This window comes from Pseudanabaena sp. FACHB-1998 (genome assembly GCF_014696355.1).
Taxonomy (GTDB): Bacteria; Cyanobacteriota; Cyanobacteriia; order Pseudanabaenales; family Pseudanabaenaceae; genus Pseudanabaena.
Genome location: NZ_JACJQA010000048.1, coordinates 77,006 through 93,404 on the forward strand (window position 1 = coordinate 77,006; position 16,399 = coordinate 93,404).

Below are 16,399 nucleotides of genomic sequence, written 5' to 3' on the forward strand. Positions count from 1 at the left end.
GCAACCCTAATCCTTGGGTTTGAAGGATTTATCTTTGCATATTGTCTGCACATAAACTGTATCTTCACTACCTATATTAGTCTGACCCAAAATATAATCTTGAAGTAAATTACAACCTAGTCCTTTAAGACTCGCTAAATCAATATTCCAAAGAATAACTGTACCGTCATTACTAGCTGAAGCTAGCTGTTGTCCATTATTCGCAAAGATCACATTACTAATCGCATCATTATGCCCCTTAAGGGTATATATTTCAGCACCATCAATATTCCAAACTTTGATAATTCGATCAGCACTAGCAGAAACTAATTGCTGACTATTCGGAGAAAAAGCAACACTAGCGATCGCATCGTTATGTCCCTTCAGAGTTCGTAATTCTTTACCTTCACGACTCCAGATTTTGATGGTTTTATCAGCACTAGCCGAAGCAATATATTTGCCATCATTGGAAAACGCGACACTATTGATTCGTTCAGTATGTTGACCCAAGGTTTGTAAGGTTTTCGATTGAATATTCCAAATTCTGACGGTTTTATCTTTGCCAGCTAAAACCAATTGCTTGCTATCAGGAGAAAAAGTAATGCTAAAGATCTCACCGATATTATCACTGATAGATTGAACTTCTTTGCCCTCCATATTCCATAACTTCACTGTCATATCGAGACTCGCTGAAGCCAAATATTGACCATCGGGAGAAAATGCGATCGCATTCACCACACTGCTATGTCCCGTGATTGTTTGGAGTTCCTTGCCTTCACTATCCCAAATTTTAATTGTGTCATCGGAACTAGCCGACGCAATTTTTTTACCGTCAGGAGCAAAGGCGACACTTCTTACCACTTGAGCATGACCTAAAAGAGTTTTTAATTCTTTCCCATCATTACTCCAAATCTTCATCGTTTTATCCGCACTAGCCGAAACAATTTTTTGGCTATCGGGTGCATAAGCAATATTTCTAATTCCCTTACTGTGACCTTTGAGGGTGAGTACTTGCATCCCATCAACATTCCAGATTTTGACAGTTTTATCACCACTCGCTGAAGCTAGACTCTTGCCATCGATCGCAAAGGCAAGACTTCTCACAATTTCGCTATGTCCTTTGAAGGTTTGCAACTCTTTCCCTTCAGTACTCCATAGCTTTACGGTTTTATCAAGGCTTGCGGAGGCTAAGCTCTTGCCATTAGGGGCATAAACCACCGCAGTTACCTTGTCGCTATGCCCTTTGAGCGTAAATAACTCTTTCCCTTCCAGATTCCATAGTTTCACCGTGTTGTCTGCACTAGCGGAAGCTAATTGCTTACCATCAGTGGAAAAAACAACACTTGTCACCTCACCGCTATGCCCTCTGAGGGTTTGGAGTTCTTTACCATCATTGCTCCAAATTTTGATAGTTTTATCAACACTGGCTGTAGCCAATTGCTTGCCGTCGGGCGAAAAAGTCGCATTCAGAACTTCATCACTATGTCCCTTAAGGGTTTGTAACTTCTCTCCATTGCTCAAGGCAATTAAGAAAATTTCTTTGCCGCTAGTTATTGCCAATTGCTTTCCGTCAGGAGAGAAGGCTACGCTATTAATCCCTTCGCTAAAATCAAAACTTTTGACCTCTTTGCTCTCAATATTCCAAATTTTGACAGTGCGATCGATGCTTGCCGAGGCGATGTACTGGCTATCATTGGCGAAAGCAACGCTAGTCACAACATCTTTATGTCCTGCGAATGTATGTAATTTTTTGCCATTGACATCCCAAAGCTTAACAGTGGTGTCATAGCTACCCGTGGCAATATACTTACCATCTGGAGAATAGGCAACTGTGGAAACATCACGACTGTGATCGGTGAGTCGATTTTTTTCCTTGATGTTATAGATTACTTCCTGCGTTGCCAAAGCAACCCGCATTTTCGTGTCGGAAGAAGCAAGGGAATTATTAGGCTCTTGTTGTAGTCTAGATTCTGTCTGGACTGCTTCTAGCAATGCTTCAATTTGGAGATTGTCATACAGCAGCGATGTCATTTTGTAACTGTTAGCAATAAAGCCTTGATTGACATTCGCTTTATTCGCTTCGTAGGCATTTTTTTGAGCAATTAGGGCTAACCCAGAGACAATAACTAAAAAAGAAGACAAGGCTCCAATCGTAATTTGGCGGCGGCGTTTGACCTGTGATTCCTGTTGCTTACTCCATGCAAAACTAGCATCAATAAACTCATTTTCTAAATTACTCAGTCCTCCCAACTTTTCAAAAGCTTTCGCTTCTCTTAACGTATATAACTGCTCTAGTCTAGCTCCTTTAAGCAATTCAGCCCTTGCTTTTGCCTGATTATGCTCTTGCCTGATCCTTTGCCAGCGATTAGTTTCATCGGCAAGATAGTTTTTAAGAATGATCGTTTCCTTCTCTTCTTCCAACCAGCGCTTTAGTTCATCCCAAGAACTTAATAGCACCTCATGGGCAATTTCCACGGTTGCAAATTGCTTTTTACCCGCCGTACCTTTAAAATCCAGCCCCTGCACGTTTTGATATTCGGTACTACTTACTAAGAGATTTTCCTTAACAAAACTGGATAGCAACTTCTGTTCTAATTCCTTGCCGACAAATTCGCTTTGATTGGCTCGACGACTGACAGGACGGCTACCACCCTCGGTATCTACAATATTGACTAGTTTTAGAAATATTTGCTTAGTAAACGATCGCTCGTCTACGGATAAATTTCGATAGAGCTTATCGACACGACTTTGCAAAGCACCACGCACCCCCTCTAATTGATTGTAGGTAGAGATATTGAGGGTGCGATTTTCGATCTGAGCGCGACCATCTGTGCCTTGGGTTTTAGATTCCGTTTCCCATAACAGATTGAGGCTATATTGCAATAATGGTAAATAGCCCCTCTGTCCGCGCACATCTTGAATGATTTGTTCCACAAGTCCTGTTTCAAAGACCACCCCATGCTTAGCGGCGGGTTGCTCGATCGCTTGACGCAGTTCATCAGGGTGCATTTCTGTCACCAAATGAATATTATCCTTATCGAGAATTGTCCCTAATGCTGGATAGAAACTAAATTGTTCGAGGAAATCTGCCCGCATTCCTAGAATAATGCGGATTGCGCCATTGCCCGACTTGACGATTTTGACGATCGCCTCAATGAAGTTTTGCCTGATCGTTTCATCACCACAGTTAGTAAATATCTCTTCAAATTGGTCAATAAACCACAACCAGCGCTCATTACTACCCTTGAGGCGCTCAATTAATTGCTGTAGCGAATCTGCTTTTTTGTTGAGAACAATTTGTGCATCACTTTCACTAAATTGATAATCTTTCTCTTCATTCAATAAACACCGATACAAGGATTCAAAGGGATCTTGGCTAGGCGTAAAGATAAAATCCTTGAGAGCTTGATCGGATAGAGATTGTTTTAGTTCAGGGATAACTCCTGCCCGAATAACTGAGGATTTGCCGCTTCCTGATGCACCTGTAACAAGGATTAAACCACTGATGTTAATGGCATCCAGCAATCTCTTGATCAGTTTATCTCTTCCATAAAAGCGATCGCGATCGGCAGCATTGAAGCGATTTAATCCTTTATAAGGGGATGATTTGATGAGAGGTTGCTGAGTTACCTTTTGCGCGGAAATTTGGATAATCTGCGTTTCAATGACCGTATTTTGGGTGGGCGCAAAGGTAATAATATTACTGCTGCCTTGAATATTGATATTCTGAAGAACGTTCTCTTGATTTTGAGAAACGTTATATTCATCCTTACTTTCAGTCATAGGATTAAAGGTATTAAGTAGGTAAGTCTAAGTAAAGTTAAGATCTCCGACTTTTTTTGAAAAGTATAAATTATCTCTAACAAGCGCCAAAAAAGTCGGAGATCTAGGCAGTTTATAGATTTCTTTAGGCTGCTTACTTATACAACACATAGAAGTGGCGGCACTTAGTACCGCCACTTCTATGTGTATTTGCCCTTTTATGGGATGGGAATTCCGTAAAGCTTAGCGACAAAAGAAACTACTTTCATCGTTGGTTCTTGGAGAGATGAAACTCCCTCCAATCCTTGCTTTAAATTCAAGATTGTCTTTTCGATAAAACTTGGATTGGGTGTAGGTTTCTGTAACTCTTCTGCCAATTTTGTTACTTCAGCGCTGGCTGGTTCCTTCAGCAAAGGATTGACTTCAGCACTATTAGCAATGCTTTCCTTGAGTTGAGATAGATCTTCTAAAGCTTGTTTAACTTCAGGACTGGAAACATAACTCTGATTAAAGTTTGATGTCACCGCCACATTGCCGCCCTGATTCTGTACTGGTGCAAAGTTTAAGGCGTTATTACCACCACCACTAAAGTTAATTCCACTCAAACTATTACTTTGATTCTGCCCTGATGTCGCTGGTTTACTATCGTTAGCATCTAGCAATTGACTGACCTTTGCAAGTAACTCTGATTTATCAGCCGCAGACATCGAAGCCACAACTGGGCGCAGCATATTCAAAACCATTTCAACTTGAGACATAGGCGATCAATATCCTTAAAAACTACCTATAAAACATCCTAATATGATTAATATATAATTTAAAGTAATTTAAAGTAATTTAAAAAAACTACGAAAAAGTCAATATTTAGTTCAGCATAACGTGCTTTACGCTTTTTTAAAATTTATATGGGTTTTAAAAGCGGTGGCACACACTGCGCGTGTGCCACCGCTTTTAGGATTTTGTATTTAATTGTGCTTATTATTTGAACATCAGTTCTCTAAACAAATTCAAGATTTTTTCTTAAAGAATGGTAATGCACCTTTGAGAAGTTCTAGAACACTTTTATCTTCTAAATTATTAACAGTCTCTCCATCTACAGGATATTTAAAATCTAGAAGTAAAACAATGCGAGTCTGAGTACCACGATTCCAAGCTTCATGCTCAGTGGTGTCGTCAAATACCAAGGTTTTTCCCTCTTGCCAACTGCGGGTTTCGTCACCAACCCTCAAGCCACAACCCTCACACCCAATTAATCCTAAATGACAGCGCAATACGCCATCGGGATAGCCCGTATGGGGCTTAATATGGGTTCCGACCTTTAGAGACGAAAAACCTGCGGTGACGAGATTAGGAATTTGTTCAATTAATTTGGTAGTTTCGGGACAGAGAAGACAATTTTTATCTAGTTTCATGCCAAAGGCATATAGCCCAAAGATATCCCAGCCGTCTTGGTAAAGATGCTTTTCTGGCCATTCGACAAAGCTGCGATCGCTTAGTTGTTCTAATTCGCGCCGAATGGTGAGCCAGTTGTCTTCTAAAATCTTAGTAAAAGGGAAATCTTGAGAATTTTTATACATAAGTTTATTTAACTGTAATTAAGCAGCGACTCCAGACGCGATCGCTGGTTGATCAATCACATTTGTAACATCGATTAATTCTGCCTCAAAACTGACCTGTGCGCGATTGGTTTTACCACCCACATAGAGGCGATCGCCCACCTGCAAAGCCCATACCTGTGAATGACTGATATAACTCATTACCACCCCCAGCATCAATAGCCCAAATCCTGTGTAAACGATGGGAATTCCGGGGTCAGCCTTAATTTGTAAGCCAGTGCTACCGATCGCCTCTTTTAAATTAAAGGTAATGCCATTAATTTCGGCACTACCGCCTGAGCGTACTGTCGTTAGCAAATTCCCTTTCTCATCGTAAATCAAGAAAGTACCTTGCAAATCTGGAGTAATTAAGGTGATTCCAGTACTCAAATCAGGATTAGTGGGAATCCATGTTCCCCACACTTGACGACCTCCATTTTGAGATTCCAATTTATTCATTGGCAATTGCAAAATCGGGCTTTTATTCAAAGTGAAGCGAATAGCGTGAATATCCCAGTTTGCTTGATAAAAGCTCACTCCTTTATATTTTAAAGGTTTATTTACATGAATTGTTTCGCGATCGACTTCTTTTCCATCCTTATCCAGAATAGATAGATCAGAATAGAACTGATCGACCATTCCTTTAGGAGTGTAATCAATCCAAAACCGATTCACCCGCACTGACCAATCTTTAGGAACTTGCGAAGCCGACCAAGCCCCTGCTTCAGTAATATTTTTGACCTGAAATGTATTGCCACTAGGAACCATTTCCTGAGCGATAAATCCTGTTAAAGAACCCCAGATGGAGCCAATCAAAACGATCAGCATACTGGCATGAACGATAATGGGTCCAATTCTACCGACTAGTCCTTTACGCGCATACAGGCGATCGTCGGCTTGATATACTTTGTAATTCTTGTTCTGTAAAGCTTGCGCCAGTTGATTTAAGTTGCCGCCAACAATTTCGGTCGCGAGGGGCAGTTTGTTAAAGCTTTGGGGTTTAGTGTAGTAAAACCAACGTTTGGCAGCTTTAAGAATCGGTAATTGGCGGTTAAAAGTGCAAGCGGTCAGGCTTGTACCAAAGAGAATTAAGAGAGTAAGAAACCACCAACTTCCATAGACATGTTCTAGTCCGATCGCAAGGATAACTTTGTATGACAAGAAACCAAACAGGGCGGGATGTTCGGGATAATTTTCGCGATAAAAATCAAGGGATTGCCCCTGCTCGATGACTGTGCCGAGGATGCTAAATAGGGCAATGAATAATAATAGGGCGATTGCTACTTTGAGGTTAGCAAGGAGAGACACCACCTGATGCCGCCAAATTTGCTGTGCTTGAAATCGGAGTTTTTGAAACACGTCACATCAATGATTACTACTTCTAGCTTAGATTTTACAACTCTTTCAACAGCAATCCCCGTCCTCTCTAACAAACAAGACCACTCTTCAGCCTTAATAGCGACCTCCCTGCCACCTTACTGGGTTATATCAAATGAAGAAATGGCGTAGCCATTTCTTCATTTGGTATAACCTTACTGGGTTTGATTTTTAAATCACGAAAGTGTGGCAACACTTTCGTGATTTGGCATTAGGTGCGACACCTTATTATTTAAATGCTTTTGAGATTTGGCGATCGCTAAGTAATAACCTCAATAGGTAGCTAACACGAGCCCCAAACGATGTAAAAATAGTAGATCGATTCTACTGGAGAAAGATTAGGTGTCGGACAAATTTGATTACGATTTGATCATTATTGGTGCTGGCGTTGGTGGACATGGCGCAGCCCTCCATGCCGTCGCTTGTGGCTTAAAAACAGCGATCGTCGAAGATGGCGTAATGGGCGGAACCTGCGTTAATCGTGGCTGTATCCCCTCCAAGGCATTACTCGCAGCTTCGGGACGGGTGCGCGAAATGCGGGCAAAGTCTCACTTAAAGGCCTTAGGTATTGATGTCGGTGAAGTAAATTTTGATCGCGGGGCGATCGCCAGTCATGCCGATAACTTAGTACTGAAATTGCGCGGCGACTTGACCAATAGCCTCAAGCGATTAAATGTAGATATCTTGCAAGGTCGCGGCAAAGTGGCAGGCGCACAGAAGGTCAGCGTCGGCGACAAAATTTACAGTGCCAAAGATATTATTCTCGCTACTGGTTCCGAGCCATTTGTGCCACGCGGTATTGAAATCGATGGCAAAACAGTATTTACCAGCGATCAGGCTGTACGTCTAGAAACCTTGCCCCAATGGGTAGCGATCATCGGTAGTGGTTACATCGGGCTTGAATTTGCCGATGTTTACACAGCACTGGGTTCGGAAGTAACGATGATTGAAGCGTTAGATATATTAATGCCCGGATTTGATCCTGATATTGCCAAGATTGCGGAGCGTGTACTTCTCAAACCTCGCGATATCGAAACTAGAACTGGTGTATTTGCTACCAAGATCACCGCAGGTTCTCCCGTCAAGATCGAACTTACTGATGCGAAGACCAAGAAGGTAGTGGAAGTTCTGGAAGTGGATGCTTGTCTAGTTGCCACAGGTCGGATTCCGCTTACCAAGGATCTTGGATTAGAAAGCGTTGGTATTGCGCCTAATCAGCGTGGATTCATTGATGTGGATGACACGATGGCAACTTCCGTTCCGCATCTTTGGGCGATCGGGGATGCGACGGGCAAGATGATGTTGGCTCATGCAGCTTCAGCACAGGGTATTGTTGCTGTCGAAAATATGTGTGGTCGTGCTTCTACGGTTGATTATCAAAGTATCCCTGCGGCGGCGTTCACCCATCCTGAAGTCAGCTTTGTCGGCTTGACTGAACCACAGGCGAAAGAAAAAGGCGCAGCGGAAGGCTTTAAGGTAGCTACGGCAAAGTCTTACTTTAAGGGGAATTCTAAGGCGATCGCCGAGGGAGAAACCGAAGGCTTAGCCAAGATTGTTTACCGCGAAGATACGGGCGAACTTTTGGGCGTACATATCATTGGCATCCATGCTTCGGACTTGATTCATGAGGCTTCAGCAGCAATACGCGATCGCCAGACGGTGCAGAAGTTAGCGACGATTGTTCATGCTCACCCAACGCTCAGCGAAGTCTTGGATGAAGCTTATAAACGCGCAGCACATATTTAACCCAAAAGCGCCCTGATAGGGTACTTTTGGATTGAATTAAAAAGAGCTAATACTAAAAAAAACAACATGGCTACACCATGTTGTTTTTTTAACCTGTTAGTAGGATAAACAAATGACAGCTAGAGAACAACAAACCACAGCCGAACGCCTGCGCCGATGGCGCTTGATTCTTGGGGGTGGTGCTGCTGATGGCATCGGTGGTGGTGGGCTTAGCGATCGCGATTTAGCGATGGATGGAGCCTTAGGAGCTTTGTATGGTGATGATAGTCCTGACTCTCAAGAACGTAAAGGGGGATTAGGAAGCTCATCACCCAAGGTAGCGCGATGGCTAGGGGATATTCGCACCTTCTTCCCGACTTCCGTTGTCAGGATTATGCAACAGGATGCTTTAGAAAGATTGAACCTCCAAAGAATGCTATTGGAACCCGAAATGCTCGAAGCGATCGAGCCAGATGTGCATTTGGTATCCAATCTTCTATCTCTTAGTGGGATCATGCCTAGCAAGACTAAAGAGACGGCGCGGATAGTTGTACGGCGAGTAGTTGAGGAACTTCAACTTAAATTAGAAAATCCCACCAGACAAGCCATACTGGGTAGTCTCAATCGGGCTACTCGCAATCGTCGTCCTCGCCATAATGAAATTGATTGGGCTCGGACTATTCGCGCTAATCTCAAAAATTATCAACCTGAATATCGAACTATTATTCCCGAAACCCTCATTGGCTATGGGCGCAAGCGTTCTTCCCTGCGTGACATTATTCTCTGTGTCGATCAAAGCGGCTCAATGGCAACTTCTGTAGTTTATGCAGGGATTTTTAGTGCCGTGTTAGCTACTCTGCCTGCGGTCAAAACGAGTATGGTGGTGTTTGATACGGCCGTTGCTGATTTAACAGAATTACTCCAAGATCCAGTGGAGGTTCTCTTTGGTACACAATTGGGCGGAGGAACGGATATCAATCAGGCGATCGCCTATTGTCAAGGTTTAGTTCGACAGCCCCACGAAACGATTTTTGTATTGATTAGTGATCTCTATGAAGGGGGCAATAATCAAGAAATGCTGAAGCGAATTGCGGCGCTAGTGGCTTCAGGTGTGCAATTTATCACTTTATTAGCTTTAAATGATGATGGTGCGCCATCCTATGACCATAACAATACAGCCGCGATCGCGAGTTTTGGTGTGCCATCTTTTGCTTGCACTCCTGATCTGTTTCCCGACTTGATGGCAGCCGCTATCAATCGCCAAGATATTAGCCAATGGTTAGCTTCTCAAACTAGCAATAAATAGAGGATTCACCCAGTGAATCCTCTATTTATTGCTATCAACAGTCTTAACCCAAGAAGCGAGTGGCGGCGCAAAGCGCCGCCACTCGCTTCTTGTTTTGTTAGCCCCATTCCTTCGAGAACCACTGCTAGATTTGTTGCTGTCTTAGCTCTTGAGTCAAAATATTTTTTTGGATTTTGCCCATTGCATTGCGGGGAAGTTCCTTAACAAAAAAGATTTGCTTAGGACATTTGTAAGAGACTAAACGCTCTTTACAATGGGCGATTATTGCTTCAGCATTAACGTTATCACCATCTTTTAGGGCGATCGCCGCAATTACTTTTTCGCCAAAATCTTCGTCAGGCAAGCCAATTACTGCCGATTCTTTGACAGCTTCATGACATTCCAATACGTTTTCAATTTCTTTTGGATAGACATTAAATCCGCCTGTAATGATTAACTCCTTGGCACGACCGACTAGGTACAGTCTTCCGTTATCATTTGCGTCCTGATATCCCAGATCACCCGTGCGAAACCAGCCATCCACAAAGGCTTCGGCAGTTTTATCTGGCATTTGCCAATAGCCTTGAAACACATTTTCGCCCCGAATCCATACTTCCCCCACCTCCGATCTTTTTACATCTACACCATCGCGATCGCCTTGATAATTAACAATCCGAATTTCTACACCACTTAAAGGAAAGCCTACACTCTTAGCTTTGCGATGTTCGGGATCGATTAGATTTGAGGCATTCATTCCAGTTTCGGTCATCCCATAGCGTTCGAGAATACGGAAGCCTGTCATTTGCTCGAATCGATGGAACTGTTGATCGCTGAGGGGAGCAGAACCAGAGATAAAGAGGCGCATTTTGCTTAAGTCTGGCTTATGCTCAAGGTTTGAGCCTAGGCTTGACCATGTATTGATTAGCCGTTGATAAATAGTGGGAACACCCATAAAAATAGTGCAACCTTTGGTGGCGATCGCCTCCCACGCTTTTTGAGGTTCAAATTTCTCAAACATAACCATTGTCGCTCCCGCATGGAGACCGCCCAAGGTCGCCACATTTAGCCCATGCACATGAAATAGAGGTAGCACATGAAGCAAAACATCGCGATCGCTCCACCCCCAAGCTTGATGCAAAGCCTTAGTATTGGCGATCAGGTTACGATGGGAAATAGCTGCGCCTTTTGATCGACCTGTCGTGCCTGACGTATAGCAAATCATGGCAATATCATCGCCACTCGCTGGATATGTAAGCGGAAAATCGGGGGCTAAGTCGAGGATGGTTTCTTCTTGAATGAGGATTTTTAATTCTGATAAATGGGCAATCGTATTTTGAACTGTATTGGGTAAAGTATTTGGGAATTTAGCTAATATAGCTTTCGTAGTGATATACAAAGAACTGCCCGAATCGGTTAAAAAATAATCAATTTCCTCGGGGCGATAGTCAGGATTAAGAGGTAGAGCGATCGCTCCGATAGAGAGAATGGCAAAATGCCAAAACAAAAACTCGACACATTTCGGTAGCTGCACTGCGACGCGATCGCCTTTTTTAATTCCCATGCGATCGAGCTTAGCGGCATAGCTTTGTACCTGAAGGCTAAATTCTCGATAAGTCCATACTTTCTGCTCAGTGAATCTCTCAAAGATAATTGCTGGCTTGTTTTCATACTGAGTAGCCGTTTCTAAGATGAACTGAGCTAAATTCATGACTAGATTTACCTAAAGTTTTTGCCTCAGCGCCAAGCGCCGCCTTTAATTTTGACATATAGCCGTGGCTCTTCCTACCCAAGAATTAGCTGTGCGGCACGAAGCGCCGCACAGCTAATTCTTGGGTAGGAAGGGAATATCCCAAATTACAAAATGATGGAGCCAACATCTACTAGGAACTCTTGCGATACAACTGACCCCACAAACAGATTAATTCTGTGACCATAGCTGCAACCATAGCCACTGCTGCTGAAGTTGCTCCCGCGAGATGATTTTGAATGCTCAAGAACGCTACAGTCAATAAAACGGCTGTACCTAGCCAAGTTGCCAAATTAACTCGATTCGTTTTACCTTGACCGACTAGAAAACCCTGACCAGCATTCTGTAACGCTGTGAGCATGGGGATAATCGCGCAAACCAAAATCACAGGCTTTATTTGCGCGACCAAAACCATATCATTGCCAATAAAACTGCCTATAACTTGGTCACTGATCGGAGTAGCGACCATCAAGAACAAAATCAGGGAACAAGTTAATCCAATACTCAGGGCAAACATAAATAAGCTAGAGAAAGCCATACGTGCATGATATTTGATGACAATTTGCTGCACCATGCGCGTAGAGTTCGCAATCACTAAAACTAAGCCCCAAGCGGCTGACCATGAAGCGATCGCTGTTGTGGCATCATCACCACGACCGAGAATACTCAGAAGCAAAGCCCTTCCCCCCCATACCACTAACATTGAATTAGCTAAGGGATAGTAAAACTGCCATACTTGTTTAATATTTTTTGGAAAATTGGAATCCACATCCGACACTTTAGTTAATTCCACAGCATCCAATTTAGATATTTTATTAGATACTTTAGTTACAGCACCCAACTGATAGGCAAATGCGGTAATCAAGATTGCTTCACAAGTTACCCCAATCATTAGTGCGCCCCCTGCCAACAGCCATCCCGAGAGCTTTAAGCCAAATCCAATGGCGAGGGTAATGCATAAAACTGCTAATCGCAACAAACTTGCTTTAGCTAGAGCCGCCGCGTGACCGTGATAAATCAACAGTCCTTGAAAATAACGCCGCCAAGCAATGACAAAAGCCCATCCTCCCATAATTAGGATGATATTTTGCACTGAAGCCGCCATATTGGCAGGAATTGCAAGCCATTGTATCCCCACTATGCTAAACACTGGTGGTAGAGCTAACAAGTACAGTAATCCGCTTAAAATACCGCCGCCTAGAAGAGTGAAACGCCAAAGTGCTATTCGTGAAGCAGCATTACCAGCTAAGGCATTAGAAGCATGGAGAATCATAATAATTGGACTTTCAAACAGAACGGCTAATGACTTAGCAACGCCCAAACTGGCAAGATTAACCTGTGCCTCTGGTAAATAAGCCAAAGTCATAGTTACGGCAGGATCACCACAAGCCATAGTTACATCACTAAGAGACAGGGGCAAAAATTCTCGCCATAGGTCGATTAGGGTAATTCGATCTGAAGAATTAGTAGATAAACTAGACGGTGAACTAGAAATATTTTTCATGCTTTAAGAATGTTTCATATATTTAAAATGCTTTACTGGATAAGTCTTTAGGTAATTATGAAACGCTAATAATCTGCTAAAACTACAGGAGATAACTCATTAATTGCATTGACTAGGGATTCATTTTCCCATAGTTCAATGTTTTGAGCTTCGAGCCAATCAGGGTTATAAACTGTTTCAAGATAGCGATCGCCGCGATCGGGATTAATTAAAACCATGGTCTGTGAAGTGCTATGAAGTTTGGCATCAGCTAAAGCCGCCGCAGTAATTGCTCCAGTCGAAGCTCCTAACAGTAGTCCTTCCTTTCTGGCTAAGCCATGACAAACAGAAAATGCTAGAGCATCAGTGACGTTGTAAGCCGCATCAATCATCTGCCGATTAAAATTTGGGGGCGTAAACGATAGTCCTAAACCTGTCATTTTGTAAGGATGGCGGGGCATCCCAAAAATCGCCGAACCTGCCACATCCACGCCAATAATGCGAGTTTGAGGATGATATTGACGAAAATAGCGACTAACGCCACCAATCTGTCCCGCCGTACTCACGCCGATCACTACGGCATCGGGTGCTTTTGGACAAACTGCCATAATTTCTGCTGCGGTTTGCCAGTAATGGGCTTCTAAGTTGTTGGGGTTTAGATGCTGGCATGGATACCAAGCACCATCAATTTCGGTGGTCAGGGCTTTAGCCTTTTCCATTCTGGCAACTTGCATTGAACCTTGAGCATCGGCGGCACTGGATGGAACTTCTACTAACTCTGCACCATAGGCAGTCAACATCCGACGAATCGTCGGTGAAGTCTTCGCATCAATGACAATCATCACTCTATAGCCACGCACCGCGCCAACGATCGCTAGACCGATGCCAAAATTACCTGAACTGGATTCAATGATTGTGCCTTCTTTTTGTAATAAACCTTGGGCTTCCGCTTGCTTAACCAAATAGGCAGCATTCTTTTCTTTGATGCTTCCCCCAGGATTACAGGATTCTAACTTTAAATAGAGATTATGTTCGGCACATAAAGGGTGAATTTGGTTTAGCCTAACTAGGGGAACTTTTCCTAGAGCCTCTGTTACATCGGCACATAAATTAGCAACATTAGCGGTAATCTGTGGATATAAGGAAATAGAACTAATTTGATCCAAATGGGCAGGATGTAAGGTAGGGTTCGGTGGACATTTCGTAAATTGATTTTCGTAGCTCATATTTGTAATTCATGTTGGTAACTCATCAATGGGATTAACCTCCCTCCCTAACTAAAATGCCAACCTTAAATGAAACTACGATGAAACAAACAGGAAATCCTTAATATGCGGTTATTGTTAGTTGAAGACGAACCAGATTTGGCAAAAGCGATTTGTACGGCTTTGCACGAACAGGACTATGTAGTGGATTGGGCAGAAGATGGGCAAATTGCTTGGGATTATCTCGAAATCGTCAGTAATCATTACATCGTCGCAATTATTGATTGGATGTTGCCTAAGCTATCGGGATTGGAACTGTGCAAGATGATGCGCCAAAAACTTTATTCTTTACCAGTAATCATGCTAACAGCTAGAGATAGTATGGCGGATCGAGTCATAGGTTTAGATGCTGGAGCAGACGATTATTTAGTTAAACCCTTTGGAATGGAAGAGTTATTAGCGAGAATTAGAGCCTTACAGAGACGTACACCGACTTTTCAGCCACCACAGTTACAAGTGGGCTCGTTATTGTTAGATTACGGTACTTTCACCGTGCAGAATATCCACGATCCAACTACAGTTCCCATAGTTTTAACGGCTAAAGAATTCCAACTTTTAGAATATTTCATGCAACACCCCCATCAAGTTTTAAGTCAGGATCAGATTCGGCTGCGACTGTGGGACTTAGCTGATGAATGTATTAGTAATGTAGTAGCCGCCCAGATCCGTTTGTTGAGACGCAAGCTTATGGAATGTAACTATACCAAAGGCGTTGATACAATTAGAGGATTGGGTTATCGCTTTAATGTCTAAATTTATGGCTGGCTATAGTCAATCACAGCATCGACAGATATTTTATCGGTCTCGATTACAGTTATCACTGATTTACGTTGGGGTCATGGGGATGATTTTAATGGTCTTTGGTTATGTGGCTCATGTGGCAATCACTTACTCTTTTACGCGGATGACTGATCGAGAGTTAGAAGTGTTAGGGCGCTTAGTTACAGATAGAGTTCAAGATCAATTAAAGTATCCTGAGAAATTTAATTTGGATAACGACCAAACCACTGTTCATCTGTGTTTTCTTAAGCAGACTTGTGTGCCAAGCGCCAAAAAATCATCCCTTGAATCCTTGATTAAAAACGGTTACTATGTGAGGTTTTTGTCTCTTTCTGGTCAAACAATTGCCGCTATATATGATGATCCAGAGCGATTTCCATCTAATGCAAATTTAAGCTATTCCTATGATGTGTTAGACCAGCAAAATCAACCCTATCATTTACATTTACTGCCTCTAAAAACTACAGCAGGAGAACCTTGGGGGTATTTACAAGCAGGGCAGTCAATAGGGCAAATGAACAGTTATATGGTTAGTCTTCACTGGTTTATGGTGATTGGTATCCCATTAATTATCATATTAATTAGTTTAGCGGCTTGGTATTTAGCAGGCTGGGCGCTACGACCGATTCAAGTTACTTATGATCGGATGGAACAATTTACGGCTGATGCTGCCCATGAACTGCTTACTCCGATCGCTACTAGTCAAGCAATTTTAGAAGTAGCTCTATCGACCGAAAAGAAACTAAAATCTGTGGCTCCTGAATTTATCAAACAACAGCAAAACTTAGAAGCGGTGGCACGCCAGATCAAAAGGTTAAAAGATCTCACCCAAGATTTACTGCTACTGTCAAGATTGGAGAGAGCCGCAACCGCCATAGTCCAACAAAGAATTTGTCTGAATGAAATGGTCGAAGATGTTGCCGAAGAATTGATGACTTCAGCCCACATAACGGGGATAAATTTATCAGTTAATTTATGTAATCAATTAGTCTACATTACAGGAAATTCCCAGCAGATTTATCGATTATTATTGAATTTAGTCTCTAATGCTATTCAATATACACCTATGGGTGGTTTAGTCTCTCTTGAGTTAAGGGAATCGGCTTATCAGGCAACTATCATAGTCAAAGATAACGGTGTAGGTATCGCACCAGAACACTTACCTCGCATTTTTGAGCGATTTTATCGAGTGAATCACGATCGCGCTCGTAATAGTGGAGGCTCTGGTTTGGGCTTAGCGATTAGTTTAGCTATTACTAAGTTTCATCGAGGGAAATTAACAGTACAAAGTACTTTAAATGAAGGTAGCGAATTCAAAGTTACTTTACCGATAGCACGCCTGAAGTAATGTGCTATTTTGTTTTTGAGTAAGCCTTAATTTATCTACCGCGATAGACTTGA

Annotated in this window: 11 protein-coding genes; 4 read left to right on the forward strand and 7 right to left on the reverse strand. The window is 42.6% G+C overall.

Annotated elements, in window-relative coordinates; all coding sequences use genetic code 11:
• Positions 1-6: 6 nt before the first annotated feature.
• From H6F42_RS19735 to H6F42_RS19750, 4 genes are all read right to left on the reverse strand, one after another.
• Positions 7-3,762 carry an AAA family ATPase gene (locus H6F42_RS19735; RefSeq protein ID WP_190401096.1) on the reverse strand — a complete coding sequence of 1,252 codons (3,756 nt, stop codon included), beginning with the start codon at positions 3,760-3,762 and terminating at the stop codon, positions 7-9.
• A 197-nt stretch (positions 3,763-3,959) separates the two neighbouring features.
• Positions 3,960-4,499, reverse strand: coding sequence for a hypothetical protein (locus tag H6F42_RS19740; protein ID WP_190401097.1), 540 nt, complete (start codon positions 4,497-4,499; stop codon positions 3,960-3,962).
• Positions 4,500-4,748: 249 nt separating this feature from the next.
• Positions 4,749-5,318 carry an aspartyl/asparaginyl beta-hydroxylase domain-containing protein gene (locus tag H6F42_RS19745; RefSeq protein ID WP_190401098.1) on the reverse strand — a complete coding sequence of 190 codons (570 nt, stop codon included), beginning with the start codon at positions 5,316-5,318 and terminating at the stop codon, positions 4,749-4,751.
• Positions 5,319-5,336: 18 nt separating this feature from the next.
• A complete protein-coding gene (locus tag H6F42_RS19750; RefSeq protein ID WP_347272337.1) occupies positions 5,337-6,695 on the reverse strand; it encodes a cytochrome c biogenesis protein in 1,359 nt (452 codons plus the stop codon).
• Between the two features lie 360 nt (positions 6,696-7,055).
• On the opposite strand from H6F42_RS19750, the gene lpdA reads away from it, so the two are divergent.
• The gene (gene lpdA, locus H6F42_RS19755) at positions 7,056-8,459 is read left to right on the forward strand and encodes a dihydrolipoyl dehydrogenase (RefSeq protein WP_190401099.1); all 1,404 of its coding nucleotides are present in this window, start codon (positions 7,056-7,058) and stop codon (positions 8,457-8,459) included.
• 112 nt (positions 8,460-8,571) lie between these two features.
• Positions 8,572-9,744, forward strand: a complete 1,173-nt coding sequence (locus H6F42_RS19760) for a VWA domain-containing protein (protein ID WP_190401100.1) — start codon at positions 8,572-8,574, stop codon at positions 9,742-9,744.
• A gap of 124 nt (positions 9,745-9,868) precedes the next feature.
• Here the strand turns inward: H6F42_RS19760 and H6F42_RS19765 are convergent, their stop codons facing one another.
• The 3 genes from H6F42_RS19765 to H6F42_RS19775 form a co-directional block, all read right to left on the reverse strand.
• On the reverse strand, positions 9,869-11,431 hold the full coding sequence (locus tag H6F42_RS19765) for an AMP-binding protein (RefSeq protein ID WP_190401101.1): 1,563 nt from the start codon (positions 11,429-11,431) through the stop codon (positions 9,869-9,871).
• Positions 11,432-11,603: 172 nt separating this feature from the next.
• Positions 11,604-12,974, reverse strand: a complete 1,371-nt coding sequence (locus tag H6F42_RS19770; protein ID WP_190401102.1) for a hypothetical protein — start codon at positions 12,972-12,974, stop codon at positions 11,604-11,606.
• Positions 12,975-13,039: 65 nt separating this feature from the next.
• On the reverse strand, positions 13,040-14,179 hold the full coding sequence (locus H6F42_RS19775; protein WP_190401103.1) for a cysteine synthase family protein: 1,140 nt from the start codon (positions 14,177-14,179) through the stop codon (positions 13,040-13,042).
• A gap of 105 nt (positions 14,180-14,284) precedes the next feature.
• Here H6F42_RS19775 and rppA point away from each other — a divergent pair, with 105 nt between their 5' ends.
• Entirely contained in the window at positions 14,285-14,971 is a 687-nt protein-coding gene (gene rppA, locus H6F42_RS19780; protein ID WP_190401104.1) for a two-component system response regulator RppA, read from the forward strand.
• On the forward strand, positions 14,964-16,346 hold the full coding sequence (gene rppB / locus H6F42_RS19785) for a two-component system sensor histidine kinase RppB (RefSeq protein WP_199289208.1): 1,383 nt from the start codon (positions 14,964-14,966) through the stop codon (positions 16,344-16,346). Before rppA ends, rppB begins: the two co-directional genes overlap by 8 nt.
• Positions 16,347-16,399: the final 53 nt, after the last annotated feature.

Excerpts from the sequence above, each read along its gene's own strand:
- H6F42_RS19735 (WP_190401096.1), bottom strand. The coding sequence starts at position 3,762 with ATGACTGAAAGTAAGGATGAATATAACGTTTCTCAAAATCAAGAGAAC.
- H6F42_RS19740 (WP_190401097.1), bottom strand. The coding sequence starts at position 4,499 with ATGTCTCAAGTTGAAATGGTTTTGAATATGCTGCGCCCAGTTGTGGCT.
- H6F42_RS19745 (WP_190401098.1), bottom strand. The coding sequence starts at position 5,318 with ATGTATAAAAATTCTCAAGATTTCCCTTTTACTAAGATTTTAGAAGAC.
- H6F42_RS19760 (WP_190401100.1), top strand. The coding sequence starts at position 8,572 with ATGACAGCTAGAGAACAACAAACCACAGCCGAACGCCTGCGCCGATGG.
- H6F42_RS19765 (WP_190401101.1), bottom strand. The coding sequence starts at position 11,431 with ATGAATTTAGCTCAGTTCATCTTAGAAACGGCTACTCAGTATGAAAAC.
- H6F42_RS19770 (WP_190401102.1), bottom strand. The coding sequence starts at position 12,974 with ATGAAAAATATTTCTAGTTCACCGTCTAGTTTATCTACTAATTCTTCA.
- H6F42_RS19775 (WP_190401103.1), bottom strand. The coding sequence starts at position 14,179 with ATGAGCTACGAAAATCAATTTACGAAATGTCCACCGAACCCTACCTTA.
- rppA (WP_190401104.1), top strand. The coding sequence starts at position 14,285 with ATGCGGTTATTGTTAGTTGAAGACGAACCAGATTTGGCAAAAGCGATT.
- rppB (WP_199289208.1), top strand. The coding sequence starts at position 14,964 with ATGTCTAAATTTATGGCTGGCTATAGTCAATCACAGCATCGACAGATA.